This window comes from Oxalicibacterium faecigallinarum (assembly GCF_014635705.1).
In the GTDB taxonomy this organism is placed as follows: domain Bacteria; phylum Pseudomonadota; class Gammaproteobacteria; order Burkholderiales; family Burkholderiaceae_D; genus Oxalicibacterium; species Oxalicibacterium faecigallinarum.
The window spans coordinates 18,997-39,033 of the sequence record NZ_BMDI01000001.1; the positions used below are offsets into that span (position 1 = coordinate 18,997).

At 48.9% G+C, this 20,037-nt stretch carries 21 protein-coding genes, 1 tRNA gene and 1 pseudogene; 11 read left to right on the forward strand and 12 right to left on the reverse strand.

Annotated features, from left to right (window positions below):
* Window positions 1–66: 66 nt before the first annotated feature.
* Complete coding sequence (locus tag IEV29_RS00105; protein ID WP_188379250.1) at window positions 67–897, forward strand: hypothetical protein; 831 nt, start codon at window positions 67–69, stop codon at window positions 895–897.
* A 99-nt stretch (window positions 898–996) separates the two neighbouring features.
* Here the strand turns inward: IEV29_RS00105 and IEV29_RS16330 are convergent.
* Together IEV29_RS16330 and IEV29_RS00120 are read right to left on the reverse strand one after the other, a co-directional pair.
* Window positions 997–1,316 (reverse strand): annotated as a pseudogene (locus IEV29_RS16330) (SOS response-associated peptidase family protein).
* A 47-nt stretch (window positions 1,317–1,363) separates the two neighbouring features.
* Window positions 1,364–1,615 carry a hypothetical protein gene (locus IEV29_RS00120; protein WP_188379253.1) on the reverse strand — a complete coding sequence of 84 codons (252 nt, stop codon included), beginning with the start codon at window positions 1,613–1,615 and terminating at the stop codon, window positions 1,364–1,366.
* A 130-nt stretch (window positions 1,616–1,745) separates the two neighbouring features.
* On the opposite strand from IEV29_RS00120, the gene IEV29_RS00125 reads away from it, so the two are divergent.
* From IEV29_RS00125 to IEV29_RS00135, 3 genes are all read left to right on the forward strand, one after another.
* Window positions 1,746–2,096 (forward strand): hypothetical protein, encoded by a 351-nt coding sequence (locus IEV29_RS00125; protein WP_188379254.1) that lies wholly within the window; start codon window positions 1,746–1,748, stop codon window positions 2,094–2,096.
* Between the two features lie 89 nt (window positions 2,097–2,185).
* Complete coding sequence (locus IEV29_RS00130) at window positions 2,186–2,713, forward strand: hypothetical protein (protein ID WP_188379255.1); 528 nt, start codon at window positions 2,186–2,188, stop codon at window positions 2,711–2,713.
* Window positions 2,714–3,064 carry a thermonuclease family protein gene (locus IEV29_RS00135; RefSeq protein ID WP_229726098.1) on the forward strand — a complete coding sequence of 117 codons (351 nt, stop codon included), beginning with the start codon at window positions 2,714–2,716 and terminating at the stop codon, window positions 3,062–3,064.
* Between the two features lie 91 nt (window positions 3,065–3,155).
* Here IEV29_RS00135 and IEV29_RS00140 read toward each other — a convergent pair whose 3' ends face one another.
* Window positions 3,156–3,467, reverse strand: a complete 312-nt coding sequence (locus IEV29_RS00140; RefSeq protein WP_188379256.1) for a hypothetical protein — start codon at window positions 3,465–3,467, stop codon at window positions 3,156–3,158.
* An 86-nt stretch (window positions 3,468–3,553) separates the two neighbouring features.
* On the opposite strand from IEV29_RS00140, the gene IEV29_RS00145 reads away from it, so the two are divergent.
* Complete coding sequence (locus IEV29_RS00145; protein WP_188379257.1) at window positions 3,554–3,805, forward strand: helix-turn-helix domain-containing protein; 252 nt, start codon at window positions 3,554–3,556, stop codon at window positions 3,803–3,805.
* Between the two features lie 96 nt (window positions 3,806–3,901).
* Window positions 3,902–4,441 (forward strand): hypothetical protein, encoded by a 540-nt coding sequence (locus IEV29_RS00150; protein ID WP_188379258.1) that lies wholly within the window; start codon window positions 3,902–3,904, stop codon window positions 4,439–4,441.
* Between the two features lie 108 nt (window positions 4,442–4,549).
* Here IEV29_RS00150 and IEV29_RS00155 read toward each other — a convergent pair whose 3' ends face one another.
* Both IEV29_RS00155 and IEV29_RS00160 read right to left on the reverse strand, forming a co-directional pair.
* On the reverse strand, window positions 4,550–5,683 hold the full coding sequence (locus IEV29_RS00155) for a hypothetical protein (protein ID WP_188379259.1): 1,134 nt from the start codon (window positions 5,681–5,683) through the stop codon (window positions 4,550–4,552).
* A 405-nt stretch (window positions 5,684–6,088) separates the two neighbouring features.
* Window positions 6,089–8,050 carry a DUF4062 domain-containing protein gene (locus tag IEV29_RS00160; RefSeq protein WP_188379260.1) on the reverse strand — a complete coding sequence of 654 codons (1,962 nt, stop codon included), beginning with the start codon at window positions 8,048–8,050 and terminating at the stop codon, window positions 6,089–6,091.
* A gap of 101 nt (window positions 8,051–8,151) precedes the next feature.
* Between IEV29_RS00160 and IEV29_RS00165 the strand changes: the two genes are divergently transcribed.
* The 3 genes from IEV29_RS00165 to IEV29_RS00175 all read left to right on the forward strand — a co-directional run bounded on the left by IEV29_RS00165 (window position 8,152) and on the right by IEV29_RS00175 (window position 11,819).
* Entirely contained in the window at window positions 8,152–8,829 is a 678-nt protein-coding gene (locus tag IEV29_RS00165; RefSeq protein WP_188379261.1) for a recombinase family protein, read from the forward strand.
* A gap of 327 nt (window positions 8,830–9,156) precedes the next feature.
* The gene (locus tag IEV29_RS00170; RefSeq protein WP_188379262.1) at window positions 9,157–11,046 is read left to right on the forward strand and encodes a DEAD/DEAH box helicase family protein; all 1,890 of its coding nucleotides are present in this window, start codon (window positions 9,157–9,159) and stop codon (window positions 11,044–11,046) included.
* Between the two features lie 113 nt (window positions 11,047–11,159).
* Complete coding sequence (locus IEV29_RS00175; RefSeq protein ID WP_188379263.1) at window positions 11,160–11,819, forward strand: hypothetical protein; 660 nt, start codon at window positions 11,160–11,162, stop codon at window positions 11,817–11,819.
* A gap of 33 nt (window positions 11,820–11,852) precedes the next feature.
* On the opposite strand, the gene IEV29_RS00180 is transcribed toward IEV29_RS00175, so the two are convergent.
* Window positions 11,853–13,199, reverse strand: coding sequence for a site-specific integrase (locus IEV29_RS00180; protein WP_188379264.1), 1,347 nt, complete (start codon window positions 13,197–13,199; stop codon window positions 11,853–11,855).
* Between the two features lie 102 nt (window positions 13,200–13,301).
* Window positions 13,302–13,376, reverse strand: a tRNA-Arg gene (locus tag IEV29_RS00185).
* Window positions 13,377–13,573: 197 nt separating this feature from the next.
* Between IEV29_RS00185 and IEV29_RS00190 the strand changes: the two genes are divergently transcribed.
* Window positions 13,574–15,508, forward strand: a complete 1,935-nt coding sequence (locus tag IEV29_RS00190) for an ATP-binding cassette domain-containing protein (protein WP_188379265.1) — start codon at window positions 13,574–13,576, stop codon at window positions 15,506–15,508.
* Window positions 15,509–15,549: 41 nt separating this feature from the next.
* Here the strand turns inward: IEV29_RS00190 and IEV29_RS00195 are convergent, their stop codons facing one another.
* Together IEV29_RS00195 and murJ are read right to left on the reverse strand one after the other, a co-directional pair.
* Complete coding sequence (locus tag IEV29_RS00195) at window positions 15,550–16,389, reverse strand: SirB1 family protein (protein ID WP_188379266.1); 840 nt, start codon at window positions 16,387–16,389, stop codon at window positions 15,550–15,552.
* A gap of 45 nt (window positions 16,390–16,434) precedes the next feature.
* Entirely contained in the window at window positions 16,435–17,985 is a 1,551-nt protein-coding gene (gene murJ / locus IEV29_RS00200) for a murein biosynthesis integral membrane protein MurJ (RefSeq protein WP_188379267.1), read from the reverse strand.
* Between the two features lie 258 nt (window positions 17,986–18,243).
* On the opposite strand from murJ, the gene rpsT reads away from it, so the two are divergent.
* Complete coding sequence (rpsT, locus tag IEV29_RS00205) at window positions 18,244–18,507, forward strand: 30S ribosomal protein S20 (protein ID WP_188379268.1); 264 nt, start codon at window positions 18,244–18,246, stop codon at window positions 18,505–18,507.
* Between the two features lie 103 nt (window positions 18,508–18,610).
* On the opposite strand, the gene IEV29_RS00210 is transcribed toward rpsT, so the two are convergent.
* The 3 genes from IEV29_RS00210 to cspE all read right to left on the reverse strand — a co-directional run bounded on the left by IEV29_RS00210 (window position 18,611) and on the right by cspE (window position 20,001).
* The gene (locus IEV29_RS00210) at window positions 18,611–19,057 is read right to left on the reverse strand and encodes a DUF192 domain-containing protein (RefSeq protein WP_188379269.1); all 447 of its coding nucleotides are present in this window, start codon (window positions 19,055–19,057) and stop codon (window positions 18,611–18,613) included.
* A 70-nt stretch (window positions 19,058–19,127) separates the two neighbouring features.
* A complete protein-coding gene (locus tag IEV29_RS00215) occupies window positions 19,128–19,703 on the reverse strand; it encodes a pseudouridine synthase (protein ID WP_188379270.1) in 576 nt (191 codons plus the stop codon).
* Window positions 19,704–19,797: 94 nt separating this feature from the next.
* Complete coding sequence (cspE, locus tag IEV29_RS00220; protein WP_057292838.1) at window positions 19,798–20,001, reverse strand: transcription antiterminator/RNA stability regulator CspE; 204 nt, start codon at window positions 19,999–20,001, stop codon at window positions 19,798–19,800.
* Window positions 20,002–20,037 lie beyond the last annotated feature (36 nt).

Here is a 20,037-nt window from a genome sequence, read left to right on the forward strand (position 1 = left end):
TCACACCATGTATCACACCAGCTATTATCCGTTTCACCAATACATCAGATAGGTGAATGACTATATATGGCTAATGCGTTAATCAAGTCTGTCGGTGAAATAGGTATGGAACGCTTGCAAGAATGCGTAGAGCATGCAGGATCAAAGTTCTTGTCAACTATCCGAACATGTTTCGCTGTTAGCAAAAAAGGTCGTGCCGAAGCCTTCGGAACTTGTTTCTTCCTCAAAGTGGATAGCAAACCATATTTGGTCACGGCGGGACATGTAATTGATCATAGCGATACTTCGACCATTTACATAACGGCAGGAACTCAACTCAAAACTTTGACTGGCGAATTTATGACCTCAGTCTCGCCTAACGGCAATAGGGACAAAGATCATTATGACTTCGCATTTTTAGAATTGACCGAGGCGCAATGTGCAGAATTTCAAGTCACTCATTTTATTGAGGAAAACATGATTTCTGCTAATAAAGCAGACACTAGTAAACGCACGTACATGGCTTTAGGTTTTCCTGCAAGCGCGCAAAAAGTAGAATGGGATAAACCTATTGCCCATACCAACGCCGTATCCCACACAGGTTTTCACAAGCACAACCCACAGTTGCTTAGTAGATTAAAATTGAGCGGCGACGAACACTTTTCTATCAAGCGTGATAAGCGCGTGAAAGCCTTTAATGGGCCTATGTGTAACGCAATTAGCATTAAAGGCGCAAGTGGAGGGGTGTTAATTGATCTCGGCCCTATCGATCCTGCAAAATTGGCTCCGAACGCCCCGTGTACTGCACTGCTTGCAGGGTTGCTCATTGAGTTTACGAGGGAGCGAATAGTATTAGCTTTAAAACTTCAAGTTATTCTTGATGCAATCCAGAAGCCATCGTTAAGGTGTGCTCGGTAACCTTTAAAGGGACGCAGAACTGTCGGAGGTCGGCTTGTTGACCTTCTTTACTAACCAGATGCCATTCAAGCGCATCTGGTGGCAACGCAGACGACCGCACTAGTTCTTCCATCTATTCTCTTGACCAGCAAGGTCTATCCACATTTTTGCGTCTTCAACATTCAGTATCACAGGCCGTCTGTCGTGGACATCAACCATTACACCTGAAGACTCGCTAGTCAGTAGCGCATAGTCAAACAGGTTTGCCGTCTTTTGGTTTGATGTCCCCAAGGCTGTCTGTTTTTCTTATCGCCTGTCCATTCATACCAACTATTTGCAGGTATCAATGCACGACCTTTCTTCCACACAGAAGACCAGTAGCTGCTGCGAGACTTTTCGACCGGCGTTGATATGAAGCGGCAGTTTTTTCTTGCGCCCACTTGGTGTGTAGCGTCTTGGCGGCGGCATGATGTCAAAGATACGTGACTCAGGCAGACCAATGCTGCTGAGGTAATCCATCAAGTCCCGTGCTTGTGAAATGCGGCCACACATGTTGTGTGTCTCCTTCGCAGAATTGATCAGCCAGAATAACTCGGACTGCTTCCTTGATCGGGTCTTTGGTTACATCAATGCTGCCTTCTCCGTAACGAACGAAGAAAATGTGATGCGCTTGTCGTTTTGTAAAACCACGGCTGATAAGCACAGCTTCCCAAATGCAGTGCCATATTGCTTCATCCATGCTACTCCCTTTGATGAATAACGAACGATTCAACGTAGTGGTTGCACACCACAAGAGGGGGTCATTATACTAAAAACTACTGTATATAAACACATATCAAAGATGCAATTAAATTCATCTAGGAAGAGGTATGAAGGTCACAATATTGCCGACAAGGTGTGAGGGAGTTGCGTACGAACGTGGCGAGTTGAAGCGTGCACCGTGTACTGAAGGCGACCTGCAGATTGTTGATACACGTGAAAACAATTTGAACCGGATCGTGAAGGTAGCCAAGCTAACGACTCCGTACTCGATCAAGCAGCTACTAGAGGTTCATATTGTTTGGATGAACGACAACAAGATGTGCCTGAGTGGTTTTGAACGGGTGATGAAGGATGGTCATGTCGTTGACTACGCACAGTCTTGGGTGTGCTTGATAGATGAACATCAAGGTAGAGACAACGATAACATCTTGCCAATTCGTGAGAATTGGCAGCATTAAACGTAGATGCCATATTCATGAGATAGCTTTATGCTGCCTAGCAACAGAAAAATCGCTGGTACTTTGCCCGCTCTTCCATTTAAGAATAAATGACACCAAAACCACAGTGGCTACTGTATGCCGTTGATTTCGCTCAGATTGTCTCGGCTGCAGCCACGGCATTAGCTGTAGGCGTTTCACTATGGCTGGCTCGCCGTAACGAACAACCTCGGGTAAGACTTGTGGCTGGGCAGATGACAACGGTGACGATCAGACCAGACGGTGATACATCAAAAGAGAATGCACTTGCTTTAAACATAGCCAATGCAGGGCTGCTTCCACTTCGGATTCAGGATGCCTCCATTTTTTTCTCGCTGAAGAATGGGAAGAATCGCATCTTTGGTCTCGGCAAGTATGATTCCACGACGAATACAAGTACATTTCCGGCGAGCTTAGAACATGGTCACACCCTTGTTTTATCGTTTCCAATACGGTTAAACGAATCCCCATGGGATTGCTTACCGAATCTCTGGTGGTATAAAAATCGTCCATTCATTCGGGTGACGACAAGTCTAGGTAAAACATATCAATTGAGATTGAAGCGTAGTTTTATACAACAACTACTGAATACCGATTAAATGCTTTTAGCGACATTACTTGCCATCGTCGTCGGGGTCTCTGATGGAGACACAGTCACGGCACTTACTCATGACAAGACTCAAATGAAGGTGCGTCTTTCAGGAATAGATGCTCCTGAGTCACGCCAACCGTTCGGTCAACGTAGCAAGCAGAACTTGTCAGACCTTGTGTACGGCAAGGAAGTTGATTTGTCATGTGGCAAGATAGATAAATACAGGCGTCACATCTGCGTCATCCATGTGAACGGGCGGGATGCCAACCTTGAACAGATCAAGGCGGGTATGGCATGGTGGTACAAAGACTACAAGAGGGATCAGGGGGTTGCGGAACGGGATCGGTATAGGGTATGAGGCTGAGGCCAGAAATGCCTCTATGGGGCTATGGCGTGACCCTGCCCCTGTGCCTCCGTGGGACTGGCGAAAGCAACAGCGCCGCTAGAGGTCAAGCATAGTCTTCTTCAGCACTGCTCCCAATCTGTGTTTTCAATGCTTCTAGTTCATCCTGCAGTTCAGCCAAGGCTGTAGTGCTGTTATCAAGGTCATCCTTGATGACCTCAAGTTCCTCTTTCAAGCTTTCGACTTGGTCTGCCAAGCGGCGTGCACCTGACTGATTGAAATGAACAATTAAAGCTAGATAAGTAAGGATCGCCAAGACGATACGCGCTGACGAATCTGCTTCAACGAGCATGTACACACCTACCGCTGCACCCAGCGTCACAACCAACTGCACGATCCCGAAAACAATGTCTTTCATAGTCATTCCATAGGCGACAAAACAGCAGTATTGTATATCCCGATAGGGGTTATGGGGTATCACGAAAGAGGTTACAGAATGCGTGCATGCCTAACCCGATCCATGAACCCCGCTACCAAATCTTTAAAGAGATGTTGACCGCTGCACGCATGTCGGCGGGGCTGAAGCAATCCGAAGTAGCAGACCGCCTTGGAAAGCCTCAGTCGTTTGTAAGTAAGTATGAGCGGTCGGAAAGACGGCTTGATGTCCCTGAGTTCCTAGAAGTCGCTGCAGTCCTCGGCATCGATGTCGCCAAATTCCTAAAGGCATATCAGGCAGAGTTGGCAAAACGTAGGTGAGACGTTTGTGGTGCGTATACAACCCTGGTTGAAGCGCGAGGTTGTAAACGGTTGTTTATTGGCATACGCTGGTTGGTTTACTTCGGAGCCAACCATATGGACAACCAGACCACCGGCATCGCCTTCAACATCATTCAAGTAGGCCCTGACTTCGATTACAGGGCGTTCCTCAGTCATCACGTATCAAGAATCATCGAGAAACTGACGACCGGCAATCCCCACAGTCTGCTGTATCAAATTCCGCACCCACTGGCTGCACATGACGATGATGTGTGGGAGGGGCGCTATGCACCTGTAGGTGACGTGTATTTCAACATGCCGACCCTGTTGCCACCTACGTTGTTGGAAGAGCATGGGGGGGATCAAAAGCGGGCAGCAGCAGTGTGCGTTCGTCTTGAACGACTAATGCTGCAGGAATCTTTCCAGCGGTGGGGAGTCATCAAACTGCTTGCAAAGGGACTTCGCCAGCATGGCTATCGATATTTGATCTTGTCTTCGATCACGAATAAACCATTTGCGCGTTACTTGCATGAACAGAGCAAGCTTCAGGGAAGCAAGTGGGAATTGCTTGGCGATGCACCACTTGACGAAGAAGGCCAACTGAAAAGCTACAGCGTGTTCTCCTTGGCCCTCTGATGGAGGCGTTTAGAAACGGCCACTGCTCTGAAGAGTGCAACAACAAGAACGACAAAAAGCCCTTTAACCCATTTTTGAAGATAGTTCACGAGGTCAAGCATGGGGGGCTTAGGTTGTCTTATCTATTTGAACCGTAGGAATTTTTTCAATAAGTTTACCGGCCATACTTTCAGCAAAACGGGTCTCATCTCCTCTGTCAATATGACGTTCACGTTCTGACAAAAATGCAGAAGTTGTAGAAATATTCCAATGAGCAAATGCTTCTTTAACATTATCTGCACCGGCATTGGTTCCGAAAACAGACATGTAAAATTTGCCATAGTGAATTGCATGTTTACGTTCTGCGCTTTTGAGGGATTCATGCATATAACTACGTCCTTGGGACGCGCAAAATTTCACTATTGCGACTAGAAGTCCAACGAAGATGGCACCCTTTACGGAGAAGAATGCAATCAACGACCACTGAATGTCCTTGTTTGCGATGAGTTCCCTACCTCCAGATACAGCGAACCCAAAAGCCAGTGTTATACCTACACCGAATGTGATTAATGCGGCTAGTGACCAGCACGCAGCATAGACACCAAAGTCTTTGCGGGAAGTTTCCAATGCCGCAAGTGCCATTTCCACAAACTCATTAGTGTTGTCTTTGATTGTGGCTTGGACACTTTCATCACGAAGAGACTTCAAGTCATCGGTGAGTCGTTTGTTCTCAGCTTGAATCTCTTCGGAAGACGTTTTAATAGAGCGGATTTCGTCGTTTAATTTACTAACGACCGATTCCAACATGCGATTTCTGTTGATTTGTTCGTCATTTTGCTGTTTCAGTGATTCAAGCATATTGAGCTGAGGCCCGTGAGCTTGCTTGTCACGTAGACGTGCTAGAGCGGCAGTAATATGGCCGCGTATTTCCCCGATAGCATGTTCGATAACGTTATACAGCTTTGATCTTTGCTCATGTCTGTGCATGAGAATTATGTCCGGCAGTCCTCTGAGGTGCATGGACATACTCTTGAGTTCGTCAGCTTTTGACTGAAGAAAATCAATGGAAGCTGGTGGCATTGCCAGTGGTGGATATGCCAGCATCGTTACTACTTGCGTAATTGACGACGCGATGTCTACCGATGAATCACCATCTGGGTCACTGTGAATGAGGTCAACAAGCGTATCCATTATCGCTCTAAGCTCATACCAATAATGATTGGCTTCTTCTAGGTCTTGAGGTGTTGCGTTGAGATATGACATGGCTGGACAGTGTTAAAAATTTGCAAGATAGCGTACCGCATAACCATCAATCGTTTGTCATTCTTTTAAGGTACACCTCAAGCGAACCATTACCTGCACCCCTGAAACTGGTTCTTTAAAAGGTGGGGTGTAACCGAAAATGTACTGATGTACTGATGTGCTGAGAACTACCCTATAAGAATCAAGGGCTACTTATGTTACTGGTGGCTAGGTCGGCTTAGTCCAGAGGAAGGCCACACTTATTCGTCTATGGATTGATGAGCCACAGAAAGCATTCGTCTTACTTGAAGACTACGTGCCTCTTGGCTACTGCACATATCAGCCGATGAAATAATGACTCTCTGATTCAAAGCCCAACAACAAGAACGACAAAAAGCCCTTTAACCCATTTTTGAAAAACACTGACTATTGAGTGGTGGGGGGGGCTAAGAGCGCATGCAGGGAAAATTTCCTAAATACTGTTGACTCAACGTTTTCCAGCACCTCTATGGACTTCCCATCTGCAGAAAGAATAAAAAGACTTGTTTCATTCACGCTGCCAAGCAATGTATTTGCTACGGAACTGCCTTTTGGATTTCGCTTGATCGTACCCACTGCGGTCCTACCTTTGATTGTTCCCTCAATTATCATGACGTCAGTTCTACTGCTTGCAGTAGTGTCTCCAAAAAGGCCAATGCCAAGCTTGTTGATTGCGGTAACGTACTCGCCGTTGGCTACGAATTTATAACCTTCAACCGAAAGTGATAGTTCGCATTGAGGGGACTTCCATGCGCCGGATTGAAGTGCAGGGGAAGGCAGGGCAGCTGCAAGGCCAAACTCTTTGTAGAACTCACTGAGATTCTTAGCTTTATCTACAACAATCGATTTTTCTTTCTCTTCTTCTTGAGGTATTTCTCTGAGCCGTCTTTCAGTAGAAGGGATATTTTCGGAGAAGTCTTTGGTCTCTCTTGCAGAGGCACACAACTGCGTAGCTTCGTCAATGAAACCTGCATTGGCTAATCGCAATGCCAAGTTGCTGTTAGCAAGCGTTTCACCCAATTGCTTTGCCTTAAGTAGAGCAGCGACCGCAAGATAAGGCAGATTAAGCTTTCCTAATGCGACACCCAAATTATTCCAAGTGGCTGACGATCTTTCTGGGCTTGGAATTCTTGAGTAATGCATGACTGCGAGCTCAGTTTTCCCCATGTCGGAGTACTTGTGTGCCAATTCAAACCTGAGGCCATGGTTGCTAGGGTTGAGCTCAAGTAGCTTTTCAGTTGCCGCAATGAAGTTGTGATCTTCATTCTGTTGAGTACTGGACAAACGTACGGCATTGAGCATTGCGATCACGTCGTCTTCATCATCTGTGACCAGCATACGCGCCTTATCTAAAGCAATACGTGCGGCTTTCTCATCGCCAAATCTAAGGTAAGCATCAGATGCTTGCTGTAGATAGTGAATTTTTTCGACAACGCCGGTTGCGAGAGTTTCTGCTGCTTCAAAGTGTTTTGCAGCAATGCGAAATTCTTCATAGGCGTAATAGGCTTTGCCAATCCAGAAATTGATTCGATGACTGCTTGGAGCTTCTTGGAGGCATCGTTTGAGGGTTGTAGTACTCGCTCCTCTATCAAAGATGTATTTCCAATATTCCTGCAGCCCTAGCCATTCTGCACGCGCAAAGTCATCCTCCGGCTGAAGGGTCGCAAGATAACTGTCTGTGATTTTGGAAATGTATTCTGCATTGTCATGAATGTGACCATAAATGACTGCATTTTCGTATTCGGGCAGCAACCAGTCTGCGGAAGGTTCTTTGAGAGACTGCTCTGCCTTCGGCTTGGGTGATTCTACAGGGCTATCCTCCGATAGTTTGGTGGCGGTCATTTCATTAACGCTTACATCACGGACCCATCCTCTGCCTGGTTTTTGCTGAATTTGCTGCGACAGACTTAGAATCAGTTCGGCCTTTAACTTAGTTGGACTATTCCAGACGACTCTAATATGGCGGCTTTCAACTTTCTCACGGAAGTTTTGCAATTTGACCCAGCTTTCGGCTTGATCAGTGCGATCTCGTGGGAGAGACGTCGGTTCTTCGTGAAGTAATGCAATGACAGGGATGTTTAAAGATCGAGCGTATTCGTATTCCTTTTCTGTAAACCCCATACCGTGTTCATCTAAGGAGCCGTATCTTCCGCCTAATACAAGTACGTAGTAATCGGACGCTTCAATTACCTTCGTTATGTACTCCCATGCGCTTGAGTTGTTAGCGTGAAAAAGCTCCATTCCTGCTGGAATATGCCCCATCTGCAGAATGCCCTCTAAGACCGCAGCACGTTCATCCTCTAAATCGCTGAAAGTAGAACTCACGAATACTTGATATTTTTTGTCCATTGTCCATGCCAAAGTTTTTTGAAGTGTACCGCATGGCAACACTTTCTGTGGTATAACTTTGCGTAATCGACGTTACGTAAATTTATACTAGAGCGGTTTCTGTGAAGATCATTACCTACCTTCGCGTCTCAACAGCAAAGCAAGGACACAGTGGACTGGGCGTTGAAGCACAGCGCAACGCAGTTCAAACCTATGCGGCCAGCAAGGGTGCGGCAGTGTCTAAAGAGTTTCTAGAGATTGAGTCAGGCAAAGTGAACGCCCGACCACAGCTTGCTGCTGCATTGCATCTGGCGAAGGTCACGGGCTCTATTCTTGTCATTGCGAAGCTTGACCGTCTATCCCGCAATGCAGCGTTTCTACTTGCCCTTAGGGATTCAGGGGTCAAGTTCGTGGCGGCAGACATGCCAGACGCCAATGAGCTGACGGTGGGAATCATGGCGTTGGTGGCGCAGCAAGAGCGGGAAGCTATCTCTACGCGCACCAAGGAAGCGTTGGCTGCAGCTAAGAGACGTGGACAGAAGCTAGGTAACCCGAATGGCGCTGCTGCGTTGAGACGAGCAGGCAAGGGTAATGCGGCGGGTGTAGTAGCCATTCAGCGGCAGGCAGATGCCCACGCAGCAGATTTGAAGTCCGTCTTGGATGATCTAGCAAAAGAAGGCATTACATCCCTTGGTAGCGTTGCAGACGAACTCAACCAACGAGGCATTAGAACCCCACGAGGCGGTAGCTGGCACAAGACATCCGTGAGCAACCTCAAGACAAGGATTGCCGCCTTATAGCTAAAAGTAATGGAATTTACTTCATTAATAAAATTTTTTTATAGGGCGAGGGGGAGGGGGTTAATTGTAGAGCGACTGAATTTCCAAAACATGCACTATAGGACAGAGAGCGTCTGAGACATGACAAGATAATTCTAAAAAGCTCCCTACAGAGTCCAATCAAGACTAATCAGCGTCATGCTGTACCAAGCACCACTTCCAAACTACACACTATAGGACAACCCTAGCTGTCCAGCGTGTATCAGCAGTAACCCGTAACCATCTCCGCAGTAACCAACACCTTCGGCATGCCATAGGTGCGCCGCTGCATTTTTAAAACACTTACAAATGAATCAAAACACATTTAAATATCACCCCATTAGCCCTGTTGTATTCGCACAGGAGTTTGGCCGACATTGGACAGACAAACTTGGCTATGCAGCGTCACCAGCCTTAGAAGAAGCTTGGATGTCGTTAGGGAAGGCGCTGTCAGCACAGGTATTTCATTACGACAGGGAGGAGGAGCGCCAAGCGTGGACAGTAGTACCGCTACCAACAGGCACTGGAAAGTCGCAAGGTACAGCTTTCTACTGCGCTATGTTGGCGTCCCATGGGAGACATCCTGGTGCACTTATCGTGGTTCGTCGGATTGAAGATGCAGACATCATGGCCGCAACTATCAACGAGCTTGCCGGAAAAGGTGATGGGTATGCCTACAGTCATCACAGCGCGAAGTCATCCGTCCCACTCAGTCAACTTGCTGAACATCCGGTACTGGTCATTACGCATAGCGCCTACAGGAATGCTCTGGCAGCAGAGACAGGGCAGGTACTAAACGCATTCCTTGACTGGGGTGAAGACGGACGTTGCGTAGTTGTGATTGATGAAGCGTTTGATCTGGTTGAGGTTCACCAAGTGACTCTGGATGACCTCCGGCAGACATTGGCCTTCATCCCAGACTACTTGCGTGACAGATTTCCGAAGGAGACGGCAGCGATTCAGGCAGCTATCAACTTGATGGAATCATCGTCCAGTTCCAATGGCGGTAGCAGGATTTTCATGCCGCATGACTTTGGTACAGACAATGACGTAGACCTATCGCAGTTGAAGGACGCCTTGCACTCAGTCACGATTGCTCAGGTGGAGCGCATCAGCCAGGCAGCAGCACGGTTAGCCAGCATTTTTGATAGCTCGTTAGACAACTTGGAAATCATCATAAAGGGCTGGTCGCTGTATTCCAAAGTGCCGATATTCGGCCAAATGCTTCAGACAGCAAGGCCGATTATCACAAAGGGCAGCAAGGGAGCAGCCGTACTTGATGCAACAGCATCTACCAACTTGATGTACCAACTGTTTCCACAGGCTAGGGTATGTCGAAAGATTGCTGGTGTACGTAGCTACCAGAATGTTTCACTGCATGTCAGACGTGGAAGCACAGGGAAGGTCAATGCACGAAAGCAGGTTGATGAGCGGCTACCTGTCTTGATGTCTTACTTCAATGACAGGATTGCAGGCAAGGATGCACTTTTTGTTTGCCACAAAGACGTGAAGGCCAAAGCCTATGCACAGGAGACCAAATTCACTTTGAAGGCAGGTCATTGGGGGGAGCTTGATGGTGCAAATACATGGAAAGACTGTGATACAGCCATCTTCTATGATCTTCACCAAAGACCCCATGGGTGGGCTATGACTACCTACTTTGCGTTGCAAGGTATTCAGTCAGACGAATGGTTGAATTCAACGCAGCGTAGACATGGAGACCATCCAGATATCGTTACGGCTATGGTCACTTATCAGACCATCACAGACCTAATACAAGCCCTTAACCGTGTCAGATGCCGTTTGGTCATAGACGAACAAGGAAACTGTCCACAGACGGATATTTATCTGACGCTTCCTAAGGGTAACCGTGGAGACCTGATCCTGTCTGAGCTATTAGCTTCAATGCCTGGTATGCAGGTATCTGCATGGCATCTCCCTGTTCAGACATCTAAAAGGAAGCAACGTAGTGATGCAGGGAAGCCTAAGGAGAGCGTCTATAACTATATGCGTAATGTACCCTCAGGGCGCTATTTGATAAGCCATATCAAGGACTCCTTAGGTATCAAAGACGCATCCATGAAAAGGATAATAAAGGAGTGTAAGCAAGACACAGATAACCAGTTTCATGACATCAATGTTAGTTATTTCCTTGATGGATTCGGACGTGGAAGTAAAGCATATCTGGTTAAACATTGACCAATGTAGATAAATGGATCAGGTATTTCTACAGGTATTACTTAGTAGTTATCTGGTCTACTTTTAAGCAGAGTTGGCATAATTACGTCCAAATAAAAATGAGGGAGGGTGGTATGGACGATAGTCAAGACAAAGTGAGGAGGAACCTAGTTGTCGCATCTAGTTTAGTTCTTTTGGCTCAGATACTAAATATTGAAATCAAAGAGGACGCTTCCATTGGTATCTTCGCCATTAGGAATGTCACTGACGACATGTTTTGGGTTCTAGCATGTGCAGTGTTGTTTTATTTGTTTCAACGCTATTGGTTTGATGATGCAACGGCAATGCAGAGCAAACGTCTAACGGATGATTTTAAAAACTGGATGCTGAAGCAAATTAGATGGATTGTTCAAAGGCATGCAAAAGAGGCAGTTATACGAAAAGGGCCTTATGGTTGTATATCTAAAATATTCCTTGATAACGTGTTGTTTGACGGTGTTGTAGAAGTTAGTGTCAGCATACCGGTTACTGAATTTGCTGTATCTCGGATTGGAACGTGCAATGTAAATGTCTCCATACATAGCCAAACTGCAGATCGAAATACCGTTGCTATACGATCTGTCGTAGTTGAATACCGTTTGGGTCTCATCGATAGCTTGTTTGTCATCTGCCTCCCTCTGACTCGGTTAGCTGTCTTTTCAAAAGGTTATGTAGATTTTGTCCTACCGTTAATGCTGTGGTTTTCAGCATTCATATGTTGCATCGCTCGCGTGTACGTTGTCTTACGACAGTGATAGACCTTCAAATTGGAATTTGCACGAAGACCCTTAGGGGAGAGCGATGTGGATAGGCAGTTCAATCCTCTCCAACAACGATTGCATCAAGCGCAACGAGTGCCCCTTGCCGTAATTGTCTGCAATGTCGCCGCTGGCGTGACCGTGAATGGCATCCCTGGTGGCTTTATCGGAGCCGATTTCCCTAAGGCGATCTTTGGATGCATGCCGGAACGAGTGGCTGGTGATGCCGTAAGTCTTTACGCGCTTGTTGATAGCTGCTGAGGCTGCGTCGTTACCGCGTCTACGTGCGTACTGTTCAAACAATCCTTTACCACTCCTTGGAAGCTTAATGGCCAATTTCATCGCTTCCAAGGCAATACCTACCAATGGCACACGGCGTTCACTAACAATGGTCTTCAAGTCACGCCAAGGCTGACGACGAATATAGATGTGTGGAACTTCATCATCAAGGAACACGTCCGTAACAGCCAGACCAGCAATCTCCGCGACCCGTGCACCAGTTTCAATTTGAATCAATGCGACCAGTGATGCTGCTGATGAGGGCGTACGCAACAAGTCAAGAGCAATGGTCGTCAGTTCCAAATCGGTAGGAACTTTGATGTCTTTGGCATCATCGCCTTCGGAATGGATGTTTTGACGAGCAAAGGGATTCTTCTTGTCCGACTCCCGCTCAGTGATTGCAGCTTGTGCAACGGCACGACAAGTATTCATTGAACGGCGAATGGTGTTGGTCTTCAAGCCTTGATTCCCAAGCATTGTCATGTGATCCCTAACATTTGCGCGGCTAAGCTGATCAAACGGGATGTCCCCAATTGATTCAATCAACTTGTTCCATTCGCGTGTCTGCTTTGCAACGAACGCTTCGTTGTTACCTTTTTTATGCGTTTGAAAGTAGAGATTAAGGGCATCGGACAGCAGAAAAGCAATATCGCTGTGCCTTGGGGATTGCAGAAGCTTAAAGGTCGCGAGTTGGATTGGTGTCAGGAAGTCCTCAAGCTGTGCTTCTTCGTAGACATATTCCCTCTTTTCTTTGAAGGACTCTGCATGCCTCACCCGCGCTGGCTCAGCGACATGATCGATGAACGTATCAAGGGAATGATCCGCAGCAAGCCTAGACGCGGCAGTTGCACTCGATGCAGGCAACAAGTCGCTTTTGCCAAGCGCAACTTGGAATTCCCTTTCGTACTTTTCAGCGAATGCCTGAGCTTTTCTCGTGGCAATCCGAAGGTCAGAGGTCTTAAGACTTAGCCGAATACTTTGTTTCCCGTACTGCTTAACAAGAGAAGTAGGGACTCTTTTCACGAACCAATAGATTGCACCACGCAGTGCGAGATGTTTGATCGTCACTTTTACTGTTCTCCCAAGTTGAATGTCCATACACGAGTCCTATGTGGGGCGCGTGTATCACAACTTGTTGCACAGTTTTAAGCTTGATCTTCATCTAACCTATTGAATGTAAAGGTTTAGTTGACGAGGTTATGGTCTCGCCGACAGGAATCGAACCTGTATCTAGCGCTTAGGAGGCACTCGTTCTATCCATTGAACTACGGCGAGACGCGCGGAGAACGGATGTATGCATCTGTTTCCGACCGCGATTATAGCCGACGCTTTGCCATTCTCTGACAGGAGCAGGCTGCGAATCGGTACAATGCGGTGTTGCGAGCGGCATTTTCTGCCGCTTTTCTTTTCCGCTCTTGATTGAGCGATGCCCATGGTGTGTCGTTCAGCGTATCAAATTCACAGGTTTGTCTATGGCAGTTATTTCTCTCTCCGATGCGCAACTGGCGTTCGGTCACGTTCCCTTGCTCGATCATGCCGAGTTTTCGCTGGAAAACGGCGAGCGTGTCGGCCTGATTGGTCGTAACGGCACCGGCAAGTCCTCGTTGCTCAAGATCATTGGTGGCCGCTCCAAACTGGATGACGGTTTGCTGGTGATGCAGCAGGGACTCAAGATTGCCTACGTTGAGCAGGAGCCGCAGTTTTCACCGGACATGTCGGTATTCGATGCGGTAGCGTCCGGGATGGGTGACATGCAGGCGCTGCTGACGGAATACGATGCACTGACGAGCCAGTTTGGTGGTGACGATGACGATGCGCTGATGGAGCGCATGCATGAAATTCAGACCAAACTGGATGCAGCTGATGCGTGGAATTTGAAGAACAAGGTTGAAGCGGCGCTGGATCGTTTGAATCTCGCCGGCGGTGCCTTGATCAAGGAACTGTCGGGCGGCATGCAAAAGCGCGTGGCACTGGCGTGCGGTCTGGTCAGTGCGCCGGATGTCCTGTTGCTTGATGAACCGACCAACCATCTGGATTTTGCGTCGATTCAGTGGCTGGAAGGCTTGTTGCGCGATTTCAAGGGCAGTGTGTTGTTCATTACCCATGATCGACGGTTTCTGGATAACGTGGCGACACGCATCATTGAACTGGATCGTGGGCGTCTGCTGTCCTTTCCCGGTAACTTCACCACGTATCAGACACGCAAAGCCGAGTTGCTGGAAAACGAAGAAGTCGAGAATGCCAAGTTCGACAAGTTTCTCGCACAGGAAGAAGTCTGGATTCGCAAAGGCGTGCAGGCGCGTCGTACACGCGATGAAGGCCGCGTGCGCCGTCTGGAAGCCTTGCGTCTGGAACGCAGTGCACGCCGTGAACAGCAGGGGCAGGTCAAACTGGAAGTTGGAACAGGAGAGCGTTCCGGCAAGATCGTTGCCGATCTGGAAAATGTCAGCAAACGGTATGGCGACAAATCGATTGTGCATGACTTTACGGCGACGATTCTGCGCGGCGACAAGATCGGTTTGATCGGTGCCAACGGCGCGGGCAAGACAACCTTGCTCAAGATGATTCTTGGGGAAGAGATGCCAGACAACGGCACCGTCAAGCAAGGAACCAAACTGCAGATTGCCTACTTTGATCAGATGCGCGCGCAACTCAATGAAGAGGCCAGTCTGGCCGACACCATTGCGCCTGGCAGCGACTGGGTTGAAGTCAACGGACAGCGCAAGCATGTGATGTCTTATCTCGGCGATTTTCTATTTGCACCGGAACGTGCGCGTTCACCAGTCAAGTCCTTATCGGGCGGCGAACGTAATCGTCTGCTACTGGCGCGCTTGTTTGCCAAGCCGGCTAACGTGCTGGTGCTGGACGAGCCGACCAATGATCTGGATATCGATACGCTGGAGCTGCTGGAAGAGCTGCTGGAGGAATATAAAGGTACGGTCTTCCTTGTCAGTCACGACCGAACTTTCTTGGATAATGTCGTGACGCAGGTGATTGCGGCAGAGGGCAATGGTTTCTGGCGCGAGTATGTGGGTGGTTATTCGGATTGGGAGCGCGTACGTCCAACTGGTGCGTCGACCACTGCCAAGGTCACCGTCAGGCAGGATGCAAAACAGGACACCCGGCAGGAAACAAAATCTGCGGCTGTGGCCACTTCCGCGACGCCTGCCGCTCCAAAAAAGAAGTTGAGCTACAAGGAGCAGCGTGATCTGGAAAGCCTGCCAACGCTCATTGCTCAACTGGAAGAGGAACAAAAAACGATTACTGAGAAACTGGCTGATCCTGGTTTGTACGCGAGTCAGCCCGATGAAGTGAAGCGGCTGAATCAGCGTTTTGAAGAGATCGATGGATTATTGCTGGATGCCTTGACGCGGTGGGAAGAGATCGAGGCACGCGCCAACGGTTGATGTCTTTTATCCCGTGGTGTGAATGCGAGCAACCGGCAGGCCTAGTTCAGGCGACCGCTCGCTTCACGTAATTCCGGCAGGCGGGCGCGAAGTGTTGCGGTATCCATCGCATAAGGACGTTGTTCGATGTAGGCTTCCAGATCCTGCAGCGCTGCTTGCGGGCATTCCAGATGAGCAAAGGCCAGGCCGCGATCACGCCGTTCCGTAATATCGCGTGGCAGCAAAATCAACAGCCGTTCCTGCACCTGCAGCAGACGCTGCCAGTTTTCCTTCTGCATGAACAAAGCCTTCAGATTGCGCAGCATACGAACCAGAATGTCGCGCGAACTTGCTGCTGCCAGATAGGCATTCAGCTGAAAATCATCCGGAAAATCCTGTTGCAGAATGTATGGTTGTACGCGCTCTTCCAATTCTTCGCGCGAAAGACTGGTGCCGTTGAAGGGATCCAGCACCACCTGACCAGCAGGAATACTCAGCTTCATCAAAAAATGACCGGGAAAGGAAATGCCTTGTACCTGCAAATTGATCTGCTGTGCGATTTCCATGTAAAGCACCGCCAGTGAAATCGGGATACCGCGGCGCGAATGCAGCACGCGATGCAGGTAGCTGTTATCCGGATTGTAGTAATCGTTGACGTTGCCGCTAAAGCCGAGCTCGTTATAAAAATAATGATTCAGCATCCGCAGCTTTTGCAGATGCGATGCGTCGGCGGGGAGGCGTTTTTTCAGACGAGCGACGAGGGTGTCGAGCTCCAGCTGTACCGTGGTTAGATCCAGTTCCGGTTCGACATCCTGTGCAATGGCAGTGGCTGCCTCAAACAGCGGAATGATGTCGTCGTCCTGAACCAGTGTCGAAAAATAATCGAGGGAAGGAATCGCCATGCCTCCATCATAACGAGGATGGCGACTTTATGCAGGTCCGTTGTGTCAGCGTGCGATGCGCTTGAAGTCGCGGAAGCGAAATCCCATCAATAGCAAGCTGCCGAAATAGACGATACCGCACGCGGCGAGTACCGCAACGAGAGCGAGAACACGCAGGAGTGGCGTGGCATGCAACGCGACCCAGTCGAAGTAGCTTGCCGTCCAGAGCGCGACAATCGCCATGAGACCCAGCGCAACAATGATGCGTAAAAAGAAGCGTCCCCAACCGGGCTGTGCAGTATAGATGCCACGACGGCGTAACCCCCAATACAGCAAGCTGGCGTTGATGCAGGCACCCAGTCCGATCGACAGTGCCAGACCTGCATGTGCGAAATAGGGAACAAATAGCAGATTCATCAACTGCGTGGCGATCAGCACGCCGACCGCAATTCTGACGGGCGTCTTGATATCTTGTTGTGCATAAAAACCCGGTGCCAGAATCTTGACGAGGATCAGGCCAATCAGGCCGACGCCATAGGCAACAAGTGCACGCGCAGTCATTTCGACCGAAGTGGCGTCGAATTTGCCGTAATGAAACAGCGTCGCAGTGAGTGGTTCGGAAATGGTGGCCAGGCCGACGGCACAAGGCAATGCCAATAGAAATGTCAATCGCAGACCCCAATCCAGCAGTGAGGAATATTCTGCTTTGTCGCCATCAAAGTTGGCCTTGGAAAGACTTGGCAGCAGAATGGTCCCGAGTGCCACGCCCAGCAATGCTGTTGGAAATTCCATCAGGCGGTCGGCGTAGGATAGCCAGGAGACGCTGCCGCTTTCCAGACGCGAGGCGATATTGGTATTAATCATCAGGCTGATCTGCGCCGCAGAAACGGCAAAGACGGCAGGGCCCATCTTGCCCAGAATCTTGCGGACGCCGGCATCGCTCAAAGCACGGAAAGGATTGAGTGCAAGGCGTGGCAACATGCCGATTTTCATCAGGGCAGGAATCTGGATGGCCACTTGCAACAGGCCGCCAACGACGACGGCAATTGCCATGGCATAGATCGGCTGATCGAGTTGTGGCGCCAGAAATAGAGCGGCGAGAATGAATGCGATGTTCAACAAAACCGGGGTAAATGCCGGAATCTTGAATTCACGCCACGTATTCAGAATGCCGCCGCTCAGCGCCACAAATGCCATGAAGCCGATATACGGAAACATCAGGCGCGTCATCCAGACCGAGGCGTCGAAGGCATCGGGATCGGCTTTCAGGCCAGTTGCAATGCCATAAATGACAAGCGGGGCACCGATAATGCCGACCAAGCAGGTCAGCAGCATGGTCCACATCAATACGGTTGCTGCATGATCGACCAGACTTTTGGTCGCTTCTTCCCCTTTTTGACTTTTGTATTCGGCCAGAATCGGAACAAAGGCTTGCGAAAAAGCACCTTCTGCAAACAGGCGGCGCAGCAGATTGGGGATGCGAAAGGCGATGTTGAAGGCATCGGTGTAGGCAGAGGCGCCAAAAGCGCGCGCAAACAGGATCTCGCGAACCAGTCCGGTGACACGCGATATCATTGTCATGCCGGAGACAGCCGCAAGCGTTTTATGCAAGTTCATGGAGCGGCATTATAACGGTCGGGCAGAGCAGCATGGCAATCACAGGCCGACTGCCTGCATGCACGTATTGGATAATTTGTTGTTAAAAGGATAATTTGATCTATCGGCATTGGGGATGCATGCAACAAAATTCTTCCAAAAGTAGAGACTTGTTTGCCCGAACGACAAAATATGGCTATAATCCGATGCTTCACAGAATTCTGTCTCACCCTGCGCGTTTGCGAATGCGCGTTGACCAAGTTTTAGGAAATTACTTTCATGGCAAATACCGCACAAGCACGCAAGCGCGCTCGTCAAGCAGTCAAGCAAAACGCTCACAATTCGGCACAGCGTTCCGCTTTCCGTACCGCAGTTAAGGCTGTTCGCAAGGCAATCGCTGCTGGCGACAAAGAAGCTGCTGCTAAAGCGTTCTTGGCTTCGACCTCGACGATCGACAGCATTGCTGATAAAAAAATCATCCACAAAAACAAGGCAGCTCGTCACAAGAGCCGTCTGGCAGCTGCTCTGAAAGCACTGGCCTAATCGCTGGATTTATCTGCAATCGTTCAGATTGCAGAGAATAAAAAGCCCGCATTCACTGCGGGCTTTTTGTATTCTGGGGCGACTTGCGCCCCTCCATTCATTCTTAGCGCGGTTGTGGCAAACCGCTGATGATACTTCCCGGTTTGATGTTGCGCTGCTTGAACCAGCCTTCCTGCATTTCCAGTGCGTAATAGACTGGCTGTTTGGCGCAATGAGAATCCAGGCTTTGCGGCTTCATGTTTTCAATGTTGATGATGCGGCCATCGCGATCAATAAATGCCACCGAAAGTGGCAGCGGCGTATTCTTCATCCACATGCAGACGCCGGCCGGAGCGTGAAAAAGAAAAACCATGCCCTCATTGGGCCCCAGGCTTTCCCTGAACATCAGACCTTGCTCGCGTTGTGCTTCGGTCGACGCGACTTCAGCCTTGATCAGATGCATGCCGGCATTGAGCGTAATGACCGGAAAACGCGCAGGCTGATCGGCGATAGCATGGGTGCTGCAAAGGATAGCTAGTGATGCAGCAGCAGAAACAAAAAACTTACGCATGGATTGACTCGCAAAGACAGGAAGAGCTGAGTGTAAGGGAAAAGTTGGGAGCGGCGCAGCGCAGATTGAATCAACTGCGGAATGAAGGTATCTGCAATTCATTCGTGGATAGATCTTGCCATTCGCCAGGATAAAGCGGATGACTTTGCAAGGAAATCGGGCCGATGGCAATGCGTATCAAGCGCAACGTCGGAAAGCCGATGGCACCAGTCATGCGGCGCACCTGACGATTTTTTCCTTCCGTCAATTCAATGGTGAGCCAACTGGTGGATGCATTGATTCGTTCGCGTATAGGCGGATTGCGTGGCCAAAGCCAGTCGGGTTCTTCCACGCGCTTCACAGTGCAAGGTTGGGTGGTAAAGTCGCCAAGATCGAGCGGACCGCTTAACCGTTGCAGCGCATTTTTGTCCGGAATGCCTTCAACCTGAACCAGATAAGTTTTGGATTGCTTGTAATCGGGGTGGGCGATTGCGTGCTGCAGCTTTCCGTTATCCGTCAATAACAGTAATCCTTCGCTATCGGCGTCAAGTCGTCCTGCGGGATAAATGTCGGGAATGGACAAGTGATCTGCCAGCGTTGGCCTGCTTGCATGAGCAGAAAACTGGCACATCACCTGAAACGGTTTGTTGAAGAGAATCAGTCGCATGCAATCAATCTAGCGGGTCCGGAGATACAAGCTGCATCATAGAGGATTCATGTCACCACGTAATCCAAATGGAAATGAATGAAGTTTCGAACAATCAAGGAGCTTGAATGTTGGAAGCTTGCTTGCCCTTTGGACCTTGCGTGACTTCGAACGAAACTTTTTGACCTTCTTTGAGTGTCTTGAAGCCGTTCATCTGGATCGCGGAAAAGTGTGCGAACAAATCTTCGCCGCCGTCGTCCGGAGTAATGAAGCCAAAGCCTTTAGAGTCGTTAAACCATTTAACGGTACCTGTTGCCATAATTAAAGCGTCTTTCTAATTTAGACTTAATCACAC